The organism is Halobacillus seohaensis (genome assembly GCF_042663045.1).
GTDB lineage: Bacteria > Bacillota > Bacilli > Bacillales > Halobacillaceae > Halobacillus_A > Halobacillus_A seohaensis.
The window spans coordinates 85,198-101,915 of the sequence record NZ_JBHSZV010000062.1; the positions used below are offsets into that span (position 1 = coordinate 85,198).

The following is a 16,718-nucleotide window of genomic DNA, read 5'->3' on the forward strand; positions in this document are numbered from 1 at the left end:
GTATGGTCATTAACATCAAAAAAGACCCCTATCTCTAAAGGGTAATAAGAAAGTCACCCAACCACTAACATAACTCTAGTGACTGGATGACTATGTAAATTTCCTATATTAATAGAATAACACCACTATAGCAAAATGTTCTGCCATCTTTCTGCCGCCATTTACTATCTATTCATTACCGTATTTATTAGTTATTCTTGTATTAATTTGTCCAAATTCTTCTTCGTTAATTAACTCACACTTTCTTAAATGAGACACAACTTCGTTTAACCTTTTCGTATATTCATCATGATCCGCTGGTGGAATATCTCCGGTCTCGTCTTCAACTTCATCGATCAAATAATCATACTTTTGCTTTATCATTGTGTAAAAGTTTGCTCCTTCTCGAAGCTTTTCCAACTCTTTTACAGTAATTGAGATTATTGGACGTTGTTCACTATACATGATTTTTTTTCTTTTTCCTTCACCATAACGCCAACCGTGACCGCCCATACCTATAATGGAAATGAATATTCCGAAGTTGGACCCTCTTGTAGGAAGGATTTCGGAAAGTTTTGCAACCATTGTCACATCAATTGCTGTAGTTTTCTTATTTTTGCATTCGCATACAAATTTAGTCCCCATTTTATCGTTAATAAATGGAGGATACCTATGCTTGTCACTGAGAGTACTTTCAATATCTGTTTCATTATCTCCTGGTCTTTTATTCTTATCTACGGTAGGGCTAGGGAATCTCTTAAATAGAAACATTGCGAAATCCTCTAAAACCCCTCCTTTTTTATGGTTGTATTTTCTGTCCCATGATTTACTTTCCTTAATTAGTCTAATATGTTCATCAAATTCCTTAATAGAATCATCATCATTTAAAGGTTTCCAGAAAAGGTTATCATGTTCCTGATCGTCCAAGTTATCAAGCAGTTTTTGCATTTCTGTTAATGACTCTATACTGATTCTACTCATAGCTTGTATATTCCTCTTTTGAAGCCAATTCTGGCATTTCTCCAATCGTAACTACAACCACATTCTTCACACAAAGAATCTTTATTACTGAAATAATACTCTTCAAGGGAATTAAACCAAATTGGATGAGAGTAGTCATCATTGTTGCAATCAACTCTTATTAAGACTTGGAGTTTCTTTTCTTTGAAGAGATCAATAAGTATATTCTCAGCAAATTCTAAGTCAGACTTAATCACTCTAGCCATTTGTACTTTTGTCAATACATCATTCGGCCTCAATGAAAGAAGCGTCTTCTCCATTCCCTGAATAGTATTCTGTCTTAGCTTGTATTTGTCCTCTATATTTGTTAAGTCTAGAGACAACAATTGTAACTACCTCCTCTTCAATAAAGGTATTTGTCCCTCTGATTAGGTATGCATCAATACCACTTTCTACTAAGAATTTGTACATCCGACCATTACTCTTGTAATTAACACCAAGCATATCGATATCACCATCTTGACGTGATCTCTTTGCAGCTTGAGCAGCTGATCCAACAAGTCCTTCTTGTGTTGATTCTACACTAATCACGTGAGTTAAGCCATCAGAGCGTTGTTGAAACACAGAAAACTCTTCTTCATTATCATTAGACCCATGGACCTCCAGAAGTTGAGCTTCAAATGATAGTTGGATATCTTGTATTAACCTAGTAAGGAGAGCAGGCTCTTTATCTGTATCAATATTTGCTTCTTTCAGTAATTTTTCAGAGAACCCTTCTATCTTTTTCTCTGCTTTAAATGCTTCACTATTTATTTCTTCATTCTTGTGATTTGTAGCATCTTCAGCGAATTCATACAGGGCTTGTGGAATCCAAATGGGCGATTTAATTTGCACGTTCCCTATGTATGTTTTGACTTTTTCAAAAATCATATTCGCAATTGGGCTCCAGTCATGTTTTTTTTCTTTTCTAACACCATTAACATTATGTAGGTTACTAGTGGGGTTAAAAATTACTTTGAAGTCTTTTGAACCATCCAAAAATACACAATGGGCAAAGAACATCTTTTTATATAACCTACTAGCCCCATCCTCCCTTGACCCAGTAATTATACAAGGAGCCACAAATGAAAAAGTATGGGTTCTTTTTTCATCATTTCTATGAATACCGGTTAACTTAATATCATCCAACTCAGGCATCACTTCTGGCAGTTCTTCTGAATCATTGTCAGGATCAACATCCCATAACTTAAGTTCTGTTAGCTCGTTTCTTGTTGAATACAACTCTTGTATTATTCTTGGAGTGAGGTGGTACTCTAGATGGTACACAAATGTGTGATTATTGCCATCTATTTGGTGTAGTGCTAACCATTCTTCTAGCTTTTCGGGCGGCATTAATGTACCAAACAAATCCCCCTGAGCTACTTCTTGGTGTAGCTCTTTTAACATATCTTCCCTTGAAGCTCTTTTTTGTAATCCTATATTTTCAAAAAGCACTTGATAATGTTTGTATTGGGTATATTTCTCTAGCATTTTATATATATTATCCCAATTCATGAAAATCCCTCCAGAATATTACACCGTTCTATTTTCTACCATTCTAACCCAAACGGACTCCTTTATAAAGATTAATTACCCATATCTTATATTGTGTATCATTCGGCAAAAGGCTGAAAGCATTGGAGCCTCTACTCTCAGCCAATACTATCATTTGAATGCGACAACCTGTAAAATATGGTTTCTTCATAAAAACAAAAAGTATATTAGCACATAGTGCCTTTTTTACTCTTTCTATTCGTATTACTTTTTTCCTGCTTATAACACATTATACTTTAAACTTCGTCATGGCTTTATCCATTGTATCCTGGTTAATACCTATATAGATAAGCGCTATTTTTTCAGAACTATGATTAAATAATTCTTGAAGCATGGCAGTCTTCTTTGTCTGGTGATAGAAATGATAACCAAATGTTTTCCTTAATGTATGTGTACCTATTTCCTGTAAGCCAAAATGATCTGCAACATTACGAAGAATCTTATAAGCCATGCTCCGTCCAATGGGTTGATTAACACCTTTTCTACTCTTAATCAAGTATTCTTCCGGATCCTTACTCTCGACAAACCACTTAATTTCGCGCCTTAATTGGGGTGTGATCCGTAATTTTTTAAACTTTCTTGTCTTTTGTTCCTTTAAATTAATATGAATACCTGTAACATCTTTCACCTGCAAACTTAGGATGTTGGATATTCTTAGTCCTGTATTAATACCAAGAACAAATAACATGTAATCTCTGGGGTTCTTATTCACAAGATAATCCTTCACCTGCTTAATCGAGGCCACTGAAAAAAGTCCGGTTAATTTTAAGAAAAGCAACCCCCTAAAAATTCCATCCCAACTTTGTCAAAGAAAGAGCGTCGCATTATTGAAAAGAGTTATATGGAGGATAAAGAGGAGCCTGACTACATTATCTACAGGGACCTTGGATATATACCGATTGAAGGCAAGAGCCTTCTTAGCCTTAGCCTACTTCCTTAATATCGAAGTCTTTAAAAGTAAGGAGGTGGAAGCGTGAATTATGTCCAGCCCATCAGGCCCCCCCGTTATGATTAAGCGAGGCCACTGAAAAGTTCTTTTCTATTAATAATGAACTTTTTGGAAAAACACTATCCCAAAGTCACATTGTTTTTTCCTGTCAAAGTGGAGGATTAAGTCCAATTTACCCCTAATTTATAAACCGAAAGCGTTTAACCGCGTTTTCAATCCACTTCATATGGTTGATTCTCTTTCTTTCTTCATCTAGGTTTTCTACAGCAGTACTTCCGTTGATGAATGGAACTGATTGTTAGGAGATGCAGGTGTGTCTTGAATGGTTGAGGTAACTTTAGGTGTACGAACGTTTGTATCTAGCAGAATGTAGGCTTTATACTTTAATAAGTTATCTTCTTACAGCTACTTTTGGTTTTCTTCTGATCGATATTCGGTAGCAAAAAACTTAACATTTTTTCATTCATCTTTAAACCTCGCCCCTTCCATCAAACTCTTCATGTATTTACTTTGCGCTACTGTGTCTGACTCCTGAACGCTTGTCTTTTCTATCTTTAGATACTTTCCACTGCATACGGTAATGCTGATGTCTAGCCATTTCGTTTCACCAACTTCCATAGGAGATACAATGGCCAAAGAAACACCAAGGCGATTAAGAAGAACATATAAAACGTTTCACTCTCTTGATCTTCATGGTCGGGCTCGTCCTTGATTGCACATAAAGTTACACCGATCACAATATAAATCAAAATGCCGATCATTGAATGCACTCCTTATAGGTAATAAAAAAAGGACACAAACCAAGAGCGTATTGCTCTCAATCTGTGTCCTCCAGTTAGCTGGTAGAACATCAACTTATTTTATAGTCACATTTAATTCTTTCCCAACAAACCTTACTATCCCTTACAGACTTGAAATACTCTTTGTCATTATAGTGATTCAGGAGAAGAAAGGTATTAGCTGATTTTAGTGATCCGCGAAAGAGCCGCATTCTCTCTATTTCATCAACTCTTATTATCTCACTATCCAATAGCACCTTTTCGATTTCACCTAAATATTCCCTATTCGTTTCTTTAATAAACCTCACATGATCCTCGCTTGATTCTTTCTCTTCTATGCTCTCAAAGTTCTTTAAAATATTTTCAATGTGATGTTTATTCAACAATAGTTGCCTACTTAAAGGTTTTCTCTCCTCTTCTATTCTTCTCGTTTTCTCATTATTTGCTTTTCCCCTCTCAATAACGATTGTTGTAATCACCGGAATAGCGATTGCAAAAAAAGTCATTACAACAGTAAGGTAATTAGCTGGCGATATACACTTCCAAAACCCCTCGCACTTTTCTAATTGGACGGGTTCATCTATTATAATTCTCGTTAGCAGATTCAAAACTCTTCCCCCTCATCAAACTTAACCCTCTTCACCTTCCCCTGGTGAGTTATCACCTTTGTCTCTCCATGCTCAGGTAAAGGGTTAATTTTGCCTTTCCGTTACAATATACGACACAGAACGGGGAATCACCTTCTGGTAGATCCATTTCTAATCTAAGTTTTCCATTATCAATTTCAGTCTGTACTTGATTCAATCGCATTGAGTAGTACCCCTATGTTAAAATAGTGTTAGGGAAATTAGTCGAGAGCCTTGCTCTTGGCCTTTTTTTATGTTTGAAGCTGTTATCGATAGCACATAATAATAAACAGGACTAGCTGTTTTCCATACTTGCTACATCTCCCCGCAGCTAGTTCTATTCCTCCAATCAAGTTTGTCCAATAAACCCTTCAAATAGTTTGAATACTTCCTAAAAAGTTCCCATATAATAGTCGCAGAGCTATAAGATTCCCCTTTGCGCTGGATAGCCCTTAATAGTTATCATTCATCTCACGTTACCGGAGCTTCGGCTTCGGTCTTTTTATTTGTCTTGATCTCAAAAAACTTCTTCCTTGCTTCAAACCAAGAACAACCATGTTGCCTTTGGATATCCTTCACATACTTAGCAAATAACTTCTGATTGCCAACATACTTAGCTGAATCTATTTCTTGGTACACCTCAATTGGAGAAAGGACAGTTTTCGGTATTTCGATTGGTTCATCATCAAACATAACTAACTATTCCATTTGGCGCCTCCTTCATATTCGTGACGTAATGGTAATTAACACCCCTCTATTTTTTGAATTTTATGGGAAATAATTCTATAATATTGCTAAGTATATCTTTGGAGGGGTTAAAATGAGTAAAGTTAATTTACATGAAGAGTTCACTATTTACAGCAAGCAGTTTTCAACTAAAGAATATAACAGGCCTAAGATAGAGAATCTTATAGAAAAACGCCGTCAAACTCCTAAAAAGTATCCGCGTAAAGCGGGAAATCCCAATAAATCACCGATCGAATAAGTAGGTCAGACCACCTTTTTCTTTATAGAAAAATGATAAAAAGCAACATCATTCAACCCAAGTTCGTGGGCTAAGTGATTCAAAAATCTGATTCGTTTCTTTAATGAATCGACAATTGTCACTTTAATTTGTGGAAAAGCAATTTTCAAAGGGATACTAGGAAATCCAGCTCCCGCTCTGACGTCACAAATGTGAAGCGGTAAGGTCTATGCTGGAAAGAGGAATCGGTAACGCTTCTGTGGATAATATTATAAAAGTTTGTAAGGGGCTAGGAATATCCACCGATGATTTAGAGAAGTTGGCTAATGGCCAAGAGTTAAATGAAGAACATGAGGGTAACCTGCCAGAATTTAAACACAAAGGATGAACGAGATTTACAGAATGAGCTGGAGTAAATTATTTACGACCTAAATGGCGAAAGTGCTTACGCAGCATTTGATGGTCAATCTGTTGAGGATATGGATGAAGAAGACCGTCAACTACTTGTCGCTTCATTAGAAAATTCCCTCAGACTAGCAAAACGTATGGCGAAGGAAAAGTTTACATCTAAGAAGTTCAAGAAATAGGAGGGATCATAAGTGGGTGTTAAGAAGAAGGTTGATAGTTTAATAAGAAAACATAATACTAATTGCCGGTTCCAGATTGCTGAAAAGATAGGGATTCAGGTCCAGTTTGAACCTTTAGGTGAAATTCTTGGGTATTACAGTAGACACTTTAGAATCCCATTTATACATATCAATGAAAATATCGGAGAAGATCAGATAGGATTTGTATGCGGTCATGAGCTTGGACATGCTACACTTCACCCGAAGTCTAATACCCCATTCCTTAAAAAACATACTTACTATTCTACTCACAAAATTGAACGAGAAGCGAACGGTTTTGCAGTTGAATTGCTAATTCCAGATGAAGACCTTGATGACTTTAAAGATCACAACATTACTATTTATGAAGCTGCTAATATGTACGGAATTCCCAAAGATCTCGTTCAACTGAAAACGGTGGAGAAGTTCGATAAAAAAATTTAATTTTTCAACCGAACATACATTCGCGATGAAGAGGTGAATTCAAATGGCTACATTCCGAAAACTGAAAAGTGGTAAATGGCAAGCTCGAGTTTCTCAAGACAATAGAGAGTTTTCAATAGGTACATTCAGAACAAAAAAGGAGGCAGAGATCGAGGCAGGGAAAGTTGAAAGAATATATTATGGACAAACTTTAAACGATAAGAATAAACGTTTTGATGAAGTTGTAACAGAATGGATACAAGAACATAAGAAAAACCAACTAAAAGATTCTACATACGTTTAATATGAATCAGTTTTGCCTAATCATATACTTCCCCATTTCGGACATCTAAAAGTTATTAACATAAAACGAACGCACATAAATAAATGGATGAACGATTATGCCGAAAGAGATTATTCTTTTGGGGCTCGCTTGCGATACTTATCGATTATTAAAAGTATATTTCATTACGGCTGATGTTGAATACAAAGGAACCCACGGATTCAGACACACCCATGCAGTTTTATTGTTAGAGGCCGGAGCATCGATTAAATATGTATCAGACCGACTTGAACATAAAACAATCAAAACAACAGCTGACACTTACCTAGATGTTACAGATAAAATTGAGGAAGATGAGCTACAAAAGTTCTCTGCTTATGTAAAAAAATAACGGAGTCGGCACAATATCGGCACGACCCCGTTAGAGATATATAATTATTCACTTAAACCCTTTGATATCACAGGGTTATTATTTATTATCCGATTGAACCTTCCATCTCGAATTTGATAAGACGGTTCATTTCAACAGCATATTCCATTGGTAGTTCTTTTGTAAATGGCTCGATAAAGCCCATTACAATCATTTCTGTTGCTTCTTCTTCAGAAAGACCACGACTCATCAAGTAGAAAAGCTGTTCTTCAGATACTTTAGAAACTTTCGCCTCGTGTTCTAATGAAATATTTTCGTTCATAATTTCATTATATGGGATCGTATCGGAAGTAGACTGATTATCCATAATCAATGTGTCACACTCAACGTTAGAACGGGCACCATGTGCTTTACGTCCGAATTGAACAATACCACGATACGTAACCTTACCACCATTCTTAGAGATAGACTTGGAAACGATGGTAGAAGATGTGTTTGGAGCTAAGTGGTGCATTTTCGCACCGGCATCTTGGTGTTGACCTTTTCCTGCTAGTGCAATAGATAGAGTCATTCCGCGAGCGCCTTCTCCTTTGAGAATAACGGATGGATACTTCATCGTTAACTTAGAACCTAAGTTACCGTCAACCCATTCCATCGTAGCGTTCTCATCAGCTACTGCACGTTTTGTAACAAGGTTATACACGTTGTTTGCCCAATTCTGAATCGTTGTATAACGGCAGTAGGCATTTTTCTTAATGAAGATCTCTACTACTGCACTGTGCAGAGAACTTGAAGAATACGTTGGTGCTGTACACCCTTCAACATAATGGACGGAAGCTCCTTCATCTACAATGATGAGAGTACGCTCAAACTGTCCCATATTTTCTGAGTTAATACGGAAATAGGCTTGTAGAGGCGTTTCAACTTTTACACCTTTTGGTACGTAAATGAAAGAGCCACCAGACCAAACCGCTGAGTTTAAGGCAGAGAACTTGTTATCAGATGCTGGAATCACTTTTGCAAAGTATTCCTTAAGCAACTCTTCATTTTCTATAAGAGCTGTATCTGTGTCTTTAAAGACGACACCTAAATCTTCAAGGTCCTTCTCCATGCTATGATAAACAACCTCAGATTCATACTGAGCAGAAACTCCTGATAAATACTTTTGCTCGGCTTCAGGAATGCCTAAGCGATCGAACGTATTCTTGATTTCTTCTGGTACTTCATCCCAATCACGTTCAGAACGTTCGGATGGTTTTACATAGTACGTAATGTCATCAAAATTTAGTTCGGATAGATCGCCGCCCCATTGAGGCATAGGCATTTTATAAAATTGTTCAAGTGATTTTAAACGGAAATCAAGCATCCACTTTGGTTCACTTTTATAATCAGAGATTTGTTTAACGACTTCTTTTGTTAAACCTTTCCCAGTACGGAAAATAGAAACATCTTTCTCATGGAATCCATATTGGTACTCTTCGACTTCTGGCGCTTTCTTAGCCATGGTTATAATACCTCCTTTTGGTATATCAAGCAATTATGCTTCCTCTTCGTCGACACCTTTTTCCATTGCCTTCCAAGCTAGTGTTGCACACTTTATTCGTGCAGGGAATTTAGATACACCTTGAAGAGATTCAATATCCCCTAAGTCAAGAGTATCATCTTCTACCTCATTACCCAACATCATGTTTGAAAAAATGCGTGACATTTTGAGCACTTCGTCAACGGATTTACCTTGAATAGCCTGTGTCATCATGGAAGCTGAAGACATACTAATGGAACATCCTTCTCCATCAAACTTTGCGTCCTCCACTACACCATCGTTCACTTGTAGCTGTAGCTCAATTCGATCACCACAAGTAGGATTATTCATATCAACAGTGAGGTGATCACCTTCAACTGATCCACGGTTACGAGGATTTTTATAATGATCCATGATAACTTGGCGGTAAAGCGTATCTAAATTATTAAAAGACATCGCCAAAATACTCCTTCGTTGTTTGTAATCCTTGAACAAGTCGATCAACATCTTCTTCTGTGTTATACAAGTAGAAACTTGCTCTTGCTGTTGCTGAAACGTCTAGCCATCTCATAAGAGGCTGTGCACAATGGTGACCAGCACGAACAGCAATACCTTCCGCATCTAATACTGTTGCTAGATCGTGAGGATGCACATCAGATATATTGAATGTGATCAGACCTGCTCTTTGTTCTGGTCCATATATTGTTAAACCGTCGATAGTTTTCATCTGTTGCTGTGCATATTGTGCGAGTTTATGTTCATGTGCCTCGATTTCATCAAGTCCAACTTCATTTAGAAAATCAATAGCAGCACCAAGACCAATAGCTCCAGCAATTATAGGAGTGCCTCCTTCAAATTTCCAAGGAAGCTCTTTCCACGTAGAGTCATATAAGTTTACAAAATCAATCATTTCTCCACCGAACTCTACGGGTTCCATCTCTTTGAGTAACGCTTTCTTACCATAAAGCACACCAACACCAGTTGGCCCACACATTTTGTGACCAGAAAAAGCAAAAAAGTCACAATCTAAATCTTGTACATCAATTTTCATGTGTGGCGCACTTTGTGCTCCGTCTACAAGCATTACAGCTTCATGTCTATGAGCAATAGCCGCAATTTCTTTTACAGGATTAATGGTACCCAAAACATTTGAAACGTGCATAACAGCGACTATTTTCGTTTGATTCGTAATAGTTGCTTCAGCATCCTCAAGGGATATCGTTCCATCTGACTGAAGTGGCATATACTTCAGAGTTGCTCCTGTTTCTTTCGCAATTTGCTGCCAAGGAATAATGTTACTATGATGTTCCATAGGTGTGATAACAATTTCATCACCACTCTTCAAGTTTGCACGGCCATAACTTGCAGCAACTGTATTAATAGCCGTTGTTGTTCCTCTAGTAAAAATAACTTCTTGAGAACTTTGGGCATTAATAAAGTTTCTTACTTTCTCACGTGCTCCCTCATATTCATCCGTAGCTTTTGTGCCTAGAGTATGCACACCTCTGTGAACATTAGAGTTATAGCCGCGATAGTATTCACTCAACTTATCAATAACCTGGTTTGGTTTCTGAGAAGTTGCTGATGAATCCAAGTATACAAGAGGATGTCCATTTACTTCTTGATGCAAAATCGGAAAAGCATCACGAACGGCTTTCACATCCATTAATATACTTTCCTTTCAATCAATTGTGTCAACTGTTGCTTCACAGCTTCAATTGGCAATTGATTAACAACAGGAGCTAAGAAACCATGAATGATTAGTCGTTCTGCTTCATGTTGTGAAATGCCTCGGCTCATCATGTAGAAGAGCTGCATTGGATCTACACGACCTACAGAAGCTGCGTGCCCAGCAGTGACATCATCTTCATCAATTAATAGAATTGGGTTTGCGTCACCACGAGCGTCTTTGCTTAACATGAGAACACGTGATTCTTGTTCTGCATTTGATTTAGCTGCGCCATGTTCAATCTTTCCAATTCCGTTAAAGATACCAGAAGATTTATCTTTCATTACACCGTGTTGCAAAATATAACCCTCTGAACCTTTGCCAAAGTGTGTAATATTGGCAGTGAAGTTCTGTTTTTGAGTACCTGTACCTATAGTCACTGTTTTCGCACTAGATGACGAATTATCACCAATAAGATGAGTAATATTCTCTGATACAGTGTCACCCTCGTTCATTTGACCGAGTGCCCATTCAATCGTAGCGTCACGTTCAGTAAGGCCTCTTCGGTTTGTATATACAGTAGTACCTGCTTCAAAGTTGTCCACTGCACCAAAAGAAACTTTAGATCCAGCCTTCGCAAAAACTTCTGTAACGTTATTCGCAGAAGTCTTAACGTCCTTATTATTTGAAGTATAGTTCTCAACATACGTTACTGAACTATTTTCTTCTGCTACTACTAACACATGATTAATTAATGAAGCCTCTGGATCTTCTTGCCAGAAAATTGTCTGCAAAGGCTCTTCGATATTTACATTCTTCGGAACGTATAAGAAGACACCACCATTCATTAACGCAGTGTGTAGAGCGGTTAAACGATGCTCATCCACCTGAACAGCTTCAGTCATATAATATTTTTCTACTAAGTCACTGTGATTTCGAATAGCAGAGTTAATGTCTGTTAAAATCACGCCCTGGTCCTGCAATTTCTGATCTAAACTCTTATAAGCCACGGTGTGATTTCTCTGTATAATTAAATTTTGCTGTTCTTTATCCTGATCGAGTAAAACAAGCAGCTCATCAGGTAATTCTTGAATAGATTGTATCTTTTCACCTGACACATTATGTTTGAATTCAGTGAAATTCCAATCTTTAATATTAGTTTTATCAGGCTTAGGCATCTCTAGAGATTCTGTTTTGTCCAGTGCGCTCAGACGAAGTTCCTTCATCCAATCTGGTTCATTTAAGCCTTGAGAGAATTGGGTAACATAATCTTTATCGTATGGTTGTGATACTTTTACAGTCATTATATCCCTCCTATCTTGATTACGCTTTTTGCTGTATAGTTTCGTCTTCGATGCCAAGCTCTTGCTTGACCCAGTCATAGCCTTCTTCTTCTAAACGTTGAGCTAGTTCTGGTCCACCAGACTTCACGATACGGCCTTGCATCATTACGTGTACTTTATCAGGTGTAATATAATTCAATAGACGTTGATAGTGAGTAATAGTTAGGCAACCAAAGTTTTCACCGCGCATTTCATTGATACCTTTTGCAACTACTTTAAGAGCATCAATGTCCAAACCAGAATCAATTTCATCTAGAATGGCAATGGCAGGTTTCACCATCATTAATTGTAGTATTTCATTACGCTTTTTCTCTCCACCAGAGAAGCCTTCGTTAAGATAACGCTGTGCCATGTTCTTATCCATGTTTAGCGTTTCCATGGTAGCATCCATTTCCTTAATGAACTTCATTAGAGAAATTTCATCGCCTTCTTCTCTATGTGCATTAATAGAAGAACGTAAGAAGTCAGAGTTTGTTACGCCACTGATCTCACTTGGGTATTGCATTGCTAAGAAAAGTCCAGCTTGAGCACGTTCGTCCACTTCCATATCAAGAACGTTCTCGCCATCAAGAATTATTTCACCTTGTGTTATTTCATATTTAGGATGTCCCATAACTGCAGAAGCTAGTGTTGATTTACCAGTTCCGTTAGGCCCCATAACCGCGTGGAATTCTCCACCGTTGATTGTTAGATTGACACCTTTTAAGATTTCTGAACCTTCAATTTCTACATGAAGATTTTTAATTTCAAGAGTTGATCCTGCCATAAATAATACCTCCAGTATCTAATTTATAAATTAATTGTTCTGGTTATTGTGGTTCAAAACCATTCTCAATTTATTCTCATTACAATCTTATATCATTTAGCATCTGATATCAACTCATTTCCATTAATTCGACAAGAGGAAGAGTTGATGCTAAAAGTATAACATTTCTAGTTTCTACCTTATTATAATAACAAAATCGTATACAAGAAAAAAATCAGGTTCCCTAAAAGGCTACCTGATTTTCTATAATCATTTATACAGTTGACGATCTACTTCTGCAACAAATTTCTGGCTCTGTTCGAATTCTTTCTGGCGTTTCTCCTCGACCTTCATCATTTGGTCGATATTTCCCGCATACTGTGCATAACTCAAATCATGCGTTTGGTGCATCGCCTTTTCCATTTCCGCAGTATAATTCAAACCCAGATTGTCACTAATAATAAATCAATCCCTTTCTCACTTTTTACATATATTAGTTTACCATAACCAAATCATCATTCTCAAAAACCATATAAAACTAAAATAAAGGGTTTGAAAACAAATATCCGAATGTAAGCGTTTGTAGCGGAATGACAAATCAAATTTATCTCTTTTGCTTCAATATTCTAATAATTATGTTAATCTTGTGTTAAATCATAATAGGATTCTTGAACTAGAGTAACCGCTTGGCTGAGAGCAGCTCCTCCACCAAATGCTGCGGACACACCACAAGCTTCCATTAATTCCTGCTCACTCGCACCTTGATCGACACAACCTTTAGTATGATAAACAATACAATATTCATCTTGAGCTACTATACTAATACTTAAAGCCATTAACTGTTTTTGTTTCTTTGAGAGTTCACCTTCTTGAAAACAGGCTTCCGAGAATTCACTAAACTTATGCGCTAATGTAGGCATTTTCTCTGTAAATACCCCTATTCCATGTTTGTATTCATGCAAATATGCTTCAGCAAGGTTAATATCCTGATTTTCCATTGTATGAAAACTCCTTTGAATTAAAAAATGCGTCATGGGTTAGTATTAACCTCATGACGCATTTCATTCAAACTTTATTCATTTACAGGAACTACCGCTCCCTCATATTCTTCTTCAATAAAGGATTGAATTTTCTCTGAACGTAGTACTTCTACAAGAGTATTTAGTGCTTCATTATCTTCATCTTCACTATTAGCTGCAATGACGTTTACATATGGTGATTCAGATCCCTCAATAATTAAAGCATCCTCACTTGGATTCAAGTCAGCTTCAATCGCATAGTTAGTATTAATAGCGACAAGAACATTGTCTTCACGCTTATAGTTTTCCGGAAGCATAGCTGCATCAATACCTGCTTCAAATTCTAAATTTTTTGGATTCTCAGTAATATCATCCACTGTAGCTTCAACTTTTTCTACATCTTCATCTAAAGTAATTAGACCCTCAGATTCAATTAGAGAAAGAATTCGGCCATGATCAGCAGTAGAATTACTCATAAGTACCGTCGTTCCATTTTCAATATCGTCTACACTCGCAATATCTTTTGAATAAATACCCATAGGCTCAATATGAATACCACCTAAGTTTACAAAATCAAAATCTTCGTTTTGAGCTTGTTGGTCTTTTAGATAAGGTATATGTTGAAAATAGTTGGCATCAAGCACACCCTCGTGTAAATCTTGGTTCGGCAAAATATAGTCCTGATATTGTTCGATATTTAAAGTGATTCCTTCTTCCTCAAGAAGTGGTTGAGCCTCCTGTAAAACTTCAGCGTGTGGTGTACTTGTCGCCCCAACAGTAATCTCTGATTGTTCTTGGTCCCCTTCACTATCACCAGAAGAACCTTCTTCTTCAGAAGATCCACAGGCTGCTAAAATTAAAACTAACGCTGTGAAAAATAAACTTGTCCATAATTTTCTCATTTTCATTTCCCCCTAAATATTTTTATCGTTTATCTAATTTACGTGAAGCAAAGTCTCCAATAAATTGAAAGATAAATACGATGATTACAATTAAAATTGTACAAAACGCAACAACATCAAAATCTCTTCGTTGGAAACCGTAGAAATAGGCAAAATCACCTAATCCCCCTGCTCCAATCACACCAGCTACTGCTGTATAACCAATTAATGCAATAGCTGTAACTGTTATTCCCGAAATCAAAGCAGGCATTGACTCTGGCAAAAGAACCTTAAAGATGATCGTCCGATATTTAGCACCCATCGACTTTGCAGCTTCAAGAACGCCCTTATCCACTTCTTTTAAGGCAATCTCTACTAATCGTGCGTAGAATGGAGCTCCACCAACAATTAAAGCAGGAAGCGCGGCCCCTGGCCCTCGGATTGTTCCCATTAAAAAGTCTGTAAAAGGAAATAATAGCAGAATTAAAATAATAAAAGGGATAGCCCGAAACACGTTTACAAGTGAAGCAGTCAACCAATTCAGGATCTTATTTTGCCACATTCCTCCAGGTCCAGATAAATATAAAACCAACCCTAACATTAGGCCTAGAACAAAAGTTCCGAATACTGACACCGCAGTCATATACAGAGTTTCATAAGTAGCTTCTACCATATCTTCCATTTTTACGTTAGGAAACAACTTCTCAAACATCAGGACTCACCTCCACTTCTACAGAGGTTGTCTTGATATAAGCAATAGAACGGTCAACTTCGTCCTGGTCTCCTACCAGCTGGACAAGCATGGTGCCATAAGCACCTTTTTGAGTCTGAGTGATTTTACCATGTAAAATATTAACATCTATAGTAAATTCACGAGATAACTCACTGATAAGTGCTTGATTCGTATTCTCTCCTACGAAATGAAGTTGAATAACCTCACCAGCCTTATAGTTTTGATTAATAAGGTGAAGGGAGTCTTCTCGGTCAGGATCACCCATTACTTGGTCGACAAATCGTTTAGTCACTTTCTCTTTAGGATGTAAAAAGACATCAAGTACGTCTCCTGCCTCAACGATTCTTCCACTCTCCATTACTGCTACGCGATGACAAATTTTGCGGATTACATGCATTTCATGAGTAATCAAGACAATTGTTAAACCTAATTTTTCATTGATATTTACTAACAAATCCAAAATAGAATCAGTCGTTTCTGGGTCTAGCGCAGACGTCGCTTCATCACATAACAATACTTTTGGATTATTTGCTAAGGCACGGGCGATACCTACACGTTGTTTTTGCCCTCCACTAAGTTGAGAGGGATAGGAGTTGCCACGTCCACTTAAGCCTACTAATTCAATAAGCTCATTTACTCGTTCAACTCTCTTACTTTTAGCTATGCCAGCAATTTCTAGCGGAAATGCAATATTATCAAATACCGTACGTGACCAAAGCAAGTTGAAGTGTTGGAAGATCATGCCAATCTCCTGTCTTGCAATCCTTAGCTTGTTTTTGCTTAGGCCTGTTAGATTTTGATCATTCATTTGAATGTTACCACTAGTGGGTTCCTCTAATCTGTTAAGCAAACGAATAAAAGTACTTTTTCCTGCACCACTATATCCGATCACTCCGAAGATTTCACCTTTATCTATTGAAAGATTTAACTTGTCAACAGCACGAACATCTTGGTCTTTCGTCTTAAAAACCTTAGACAAATCTTTGATCGAAATCATATCGTTCTCTCTCCTAACTAAAAGACGCTTTTCTGCATAAGAACAGAAAAGCGCTACACTTTCATGTTCTCTCATCTGTCAAAGTTTATACTTTGCAGGAATTGGCACCTTTTCAAGTGATATGCACTTGACGGTTGCCGGGCATCAACGGGCCAGTCCCTCCGCCTCTCAAGATAAGAGGATTAATTTTTCATTCATTTAACGCATTAAACAATTAAGCACAAAAAGGATTTTAGCACCCACTAAAAAAACTGTCAACTTAATTTTTCAAAAAATAA

At 37.2% G+C, this 16,718-nt stretch carries 22 protein-coding genes, 3 pseudogenes and 1 riboswitch; of the genes and pseudogenes, 6 read left to right on the forward strand and 19 right to left on the reverse strand.

Features of this window, described 5'->3' with window-relative positions; translation table 11 throughout:
- Positions 1-168: 168 nt before the first annotated feature.
- The 8 genes and pseudogenes from ACFQIC_RS19715 to ACFQIC_RS19750 all read right to left on the reverse strand — a co-directional run bounded on the left by ACFQIC_RS19715 (position 169) and on the right by ACFQIC_RS19750 (position 5,579).
- Positions 169-960, reverse strand: a complete 792-nt coding sequence (locus ACFQIC_RS19715) for a hypothetical protein (protein ID WP_204708377.1) — start codon at positions 958-960, stop codon at positions 169-171.
- Positions 957-1,238 carry a hypothetical protein gene (locus ACFQIC_RS19720; RefSeq protein ID WP_390217738.1) on the reverse strand — a complete coding sequence of 94 codons (282 nt, stop codon included), beginning with the start codon at positions 1,236-1,238 and terminating at the stop codon, positions 957-959. Before ACFQIC_RS19720 ends, ACFQIC_RS19715 begins: the two co-directional genes overlap by 4 nt.
- Positions 1,225-2,493, reverse strand: coding sequence for a hypothetical protein (locus tag ACFQIC_RS19725; protein WP_204708375.1), 1,269 nt, complete (start codon positions 2,491-2,493; stop codon positions 1,225-1,227). The genes ACFQIC_RS19720 and ACFQIC_RS19725 overlap by 14 nt, the downstream gene beginning before the upstream one ends.
- Positions 2,494-2,761: 268 nt before the next feature.
- Complete coding sequence (locus ACFQIC_RS19730) at positions 2,762-3,277, reverse strand: tyrosine-type recombinase/integrase (protein WP_390217740.1); 516 nt, start codon at positions 3,275-3,277, stop codon at positions 2,762-2,764.
- Between the two features lie 794 nt (positions 3,278-4,071).
- Positions 4,072-4,242, reverse strand: a complete 171-nt coding sequence (locus tag ACFQIC_RS19735; RefSeq protein ID WP_204708374.1) for a hypothetical protein — start codon at positions 4,240-4,242, stop codon at positions 4,072-4,074.
- Positions 4,243-4,331: 89 nt separating this feature from the next.
- Positions 4,332-4,868, reverse strand: coding sequence for a hypothetical protein (locus ACFQIC_RS19740; protein ID WP_204708373.1), 537 nt, complete (start codon positions 4,866-4,868; stop codon positions 4,332-4,334).
- A pseudogene (locus tag ACFQIC_RS19745) lies at positions 4,865-5,070 on the reverse strand (XtrA/YqaO family protein). The gene ACFQIC_RS19740 and the pseudogene ACFQIC_RS19745 overlap by 4 nt, the downstream one beginning before the upstream one ends.
- Before the next feature lie 287 nt (positions 5,071-5,357).
- On the reverse strand, positions 5,358-5,579 hold the full coding sequence (locus ACFQIC_RS19750; protein ID WP_204708372.1) for a hypothetical protein: 222 nt from the start codon (positions 5,577-5,579) through the stop codon (positions 5,358-5,360).
- A gap of 214 nt (positions 5,580-5,793) precedes the next feature.
- Here ACFQIC_RS19750 and ACFQIC_RS19755 point away from each other — a divergent pair.
- Positions 5,794-5,871 (forward strand): annotated as a pseudogene (locus tag ACFQIC_RS19755) (16S rRNA (guanine(527)-N(7))-methyltransferase RsmG); the annotation flags it as partial.
- 32 nt (positions 5,872-5,903) lie between these two features.
- Here the strand turns inward: ACFQIC_RS19755 and ACFQIC_RS19760 are convergent.
- Positions 5,904-6,071: pseudogene (locus tag ACFQIC_RS19760) on the reverse strand (RsmG family class I SAM-dependent methyltransferase); the annotation flags it as partial.
- Between the two features lie 38 nt (positions 6,072-6,109).
- Here ACFQIC_RS19760 and ACFQIC_RS19765 point away from each other — a divergent pair.
- The 5 genes from ACFQIC_RS19765 (at position 6,110) to ACFQIC_RS19785 (ending at position 7,552) form a co-directional block, all read left to right on the forward strand.
- Positions 6,110-6,238, forward strand: coding sequence for a hypothetical protein (locus ACFQIC_RS19765; RefSeq protein ID WP_390217743.1), 129 nt, complete (start codon positions 6,110-6,112; stop codon positions 6,236-6,238).
- A 211-nt stretch (positions 6,239-6,449) separates the two neighbouring features.
- Positions 6,450-6,899, forward strand: coding sequence for an ImmA/IrrE family metallo-endopeptidase (locus tag ACFQIC_RS19770; protein ID WP_204708371.1), 450 nt, complete (start codon positions 6,450-6,452; stop codon positions 6,897-6,899).
- Positions 6,900-6,942: 43 nt separating this feature from the next.
- Entirely contained in the window at positions 6,943-7,182 is a 240-nt protein-coding gene (locus tag ACFQIC_RS19775; RefSeq protein ID WP_204708370.1) for a hypothetical protein, read from the forward strand.
- Between the two features lie 12 nt (positions 7,183-7,194).
- Positions 7,195-7,356 carry a tyrosine-type recombinase/integrase gene (locus tag ACFQIC_RS19780; RefSeq protein WP_204708369.1) on the forward strand — a complete coding sequence of 54 codons (162 nt, stop codon included), beginning with the start codon at positions 7,195-7,197 and terminating at the stop codon, positions 7,354-7,356.
- Complete coding sequence (locus tag ACFQIC_RS19785; protein WP_204708368.1) at positions 7,280-7,552, forward strand: tyrosine-type recombinase/integrase; 273 nt, start codon at positions 7,280-7,282, stop codon at positions 7,550-7,552. The genes ACFQIC_RS19780 and ACFQIC_RS19785 overlap by 77 nt, the downstream gene beginning before the upstream one ends.
- A gap of 85 nt (positions 7,553-7,637) precedes the next feature.
- On the opposite strand, the gene sufB is transcribed toward ACFQIC_RS19785, so the two are convergent.
- From sufB to ACFQIC_RS19835, 10 genes are all read right to left on the reverse strand, one after another.
- Positions 7,638-9,035 (reverse strand): Fe-S cluster assembly protein SufB, encoded by a 1,398-nt coding sequence (gene sufB, locus ACFQIC_RS19790; protein ID WP_204708367.1) that lies wholly within the window; start codon positions 9,033-9,035, stop codon positions 7,638-7,640.
- 33 nt (positions 9,036-9,068) lie between these two features.
- Positions 9,069-9,509 carry a Fe-S cluster assembly sulfur transfer protein SufU gene (sufU, locus tag ACFQIC_RS19795; protein ID WP_204708366.1) on the reverse strand — a complete coding sequence of 147 codons (441 nt, stop codon included), beginning with the start codon at positions 9,507-9,509 and terminating at the stop codon, positions 9,069-9,071.
- Positions 9,499-10,719: a cysteine desulfurase gene (locus ACFQIC_RS19800; RefSeq protein ID WP_204708365.1), complete on the reverse strand. Its 1,221-nt coding sequence runs from the start codon at positions 10,717-10,719 to the stop codon at positions 9,499-9,501. The genes sufU and ACFQIC_RS19800 overlap by 11 nt, the downstream gene beginning before the upstream one ends.
- Positions 10,719-12,026 carry a Fe-S cluster assembly protein SufD gene (gene sufD, locus ACFQIC_RS19805; protein WP_204708364.1) on the reverse strand — a complete coding sequence of 436 codons (1,308 nt, stop codon included), beginning with the start codon at positions 12,024-12,026 and terminating at the stop codon, positions 10,719-10,721. Before sufD ends, ACFQIC_RS19800 begins: the two co-directional genes overlap by 1 nt.
- 19 nt (positions 12,027-12,045) lie before the next feature.
- Positions 12,046-12,831 carry a Fe-S cluster assembly ATPase SufC gene (gene sufC / locus ACFQIC_RS19810; protein WP_204708363.1) on the reverse strand — a complete coding sequence of 262 codons (786 nt, stop codon included), beginning with the start codon at positions 12,829-12,831 and terminating at the stop codon, positions 12,046-12,048.
- A 249-nt stretch (positions 12,832-13,080) separates the two neighbouring features.
- The gene (locus ACFQIC_RS19815) at positions 13,081-13,251 is read right to left on the reverse strand and encodes a hypothetical protein (RefSeq protein WP_204708479.1); all 171 of its coding nucleotides are present in this window, start codon (positions 13,249-13,251) and stop codon (positions 13,081-13,083) included.
- 197 nt (positions 13,252-13,448) lie between these two features.
- The gene (locus ACFQIC_RS19820; protein WP_204708362.1) at positions 13,449-13,808 is read right to left on the reverse strand and encodes a carboxymuconolactone decarboxylase family protein; all 360 of its coding nucleotides are present in this window, start codon (positions 13,806-13,808) and stop codon (positions 13,449-13,451) included.
- Positions 13,809-13,882: 74 nt separating this feature from the next.
- Positions 13,883-14,731: a MetQ/NlpA family ABC transporter substrate-binding protein gene (locus ACFQIC_RS19825; protein ID WP_204708361.1), complete on the reverse strand. Its 849-nt coding sequence runs from the start codon at positions 14,729-14,731 to the stop codon at positions 13,883-13,885.
- 22 nt (positions 14,732-14,753) lie between these two features.
- Positions 14,754-15,422 carry a methionine ABC transporter permease gene (locus ACFQIC_RS19830; RefSeq protein ID WP_204708360.1) on the reverse strand — a complete coding sequence of 223 codons (669 nt, stop codon included), beginning with the start codon at positions 15,420-15,422 and terminating at the stop codon, positions 14,754-14,756.
- Positions 15,415-16,440 (reverse strand): methionine ABC transporter ATP-binding protein, encoded by a 1,026-nt coding sequence (locus ACFQIC_RS19835; protein WP_204708359.1) that lies wholly within the window; start codon positions 16,438-16,440, stop codon positions 15,415-15,417. Before ACFQIC_RS19835 ends, ACFQIC_RS19830 begins: the two co-directional genes overlap by 8 nt.
- Before the next feature lie 68 nt (positions 16,441-16,508).
- Positions 16,509-16,620: riboswitch (SAM riboswitch) on the reverse strand.
- Positions 16,621-16,718: the final 98 nt, after the last annotated feature.

What these genes read in the sequence shown, in the direction of transcription:
- ACFQIC_RS19830 (WP_204708360.1), bottom strand. Translation starts at nt 15,422, where the DNA reads ATGTTTGAGAAGTTGTTTCCTAACGTAAAAATGGAAGATATGGTAGAA.
- ACFQIC_RS19820 (WP_204708362.1), bottom strand. Translation starts at nt 13,808, where the DNA reads ATGGAAAATCAGGATATTAACCTTGCTGAAGCATATTTGCATGAATAC.
- ACFQIC_RS19825 (WP_204708361.1), bottom strand. Translation starts at nt 14,731, where the DNA reads ATGAGAAAATTATGGACAAGTTTATTTTTCACAGCGTTAGTTTTAATT.
- ACFQIC_RS19775 (WP_204708370.1), top strand. Translation starts at nt 6,943, where the DNA reads ATGGCTACATTCCGAAAACTGAAAAGTGGTAAATGGCAAGCTCGAGTT.
- ACFQIC_RS19735 (WP_204708374.1), bottom strand. Translation starts at nt 4,242, where the DNA reads ATGATCGGCATTTTGATTTATATTGTGATCGGTGTAACTTTATGTGCA.
- ACFQIC_RS19800 (WP_204708365.1), bottom strand. Translation starts at nt 10,719, where the DNA reads ATGGATGTGAAAGCCGTTCGTGATGCTTTTCCGATTTTGCATCAAGAA.
- sufU (WP_204708366.1), bottom strand. Translation starts at nt 9,509, where the DNA reads ATGTCTTTTAATAATTTAGATACGCTTTACCGCCAAGTTATCATGGAT.
- sufB (WP_204708367.1), bottom strand. Translation starts at nt 9,035, where the DNA reads ATGGCTAAGAAAGCGCCAGAAGTCGAAGAGTACCAATATGGATTCCAT.
- ACFQIC_RS19750 (WP_204708372.1), bottom strand. Translation starts at nt 5,579, where the DNA reads ATGTTTGATGATGAACCAATCGAAATACCGAAAACTGTCCTTTCTCCA.
- ACFQIC_RS19715 (WP_204708377.1), bottom strand. Translation starts at nt 960, where the DNA reads ATGAGTAGAATCAGTATAGAGTCATTAACAGAAATGCAAAAACTGCTT.
- sufC (WP_204708363.1), bottom strand. Translation starts at nt 12,831, where the DNA reads ATGGCAGGATCAACTCTTGAAATTAAAAATCTTCATGTAGAAATTGAA.
- ACFQIC_RS19835 (WP_204708359.1), bottom strand. Translation starts at nt 16,440, where the DNA reads ATGATTTCGATCAAAGATTTGTCTAAGGTTTTTAAGACGAAAGACCAA.
- ACFQIC_RS19785 (WP_204708368.1), top strand. Translation starts at nt 7,280, where the DNA reads ATGCCGAAAGAGATTATTCTTTTGGGGCTCGCTTGCGATACTTATCGA.
- sufD (WP_204708364.1), bottom strand. Translation starts at nt 12,026, where the DNA reads ATGACTGTAAAAGTATCACAACCATACGATAAAGATTATGTTACCCAA.
- ACFQIC_RS19725 (WP_204708375.1), bottom strand. Translation starts at nt 2,493, where the DNA reads ATGAATTGGGATAATATATATAAAATGCTAGAGAAATATACCCAATAC.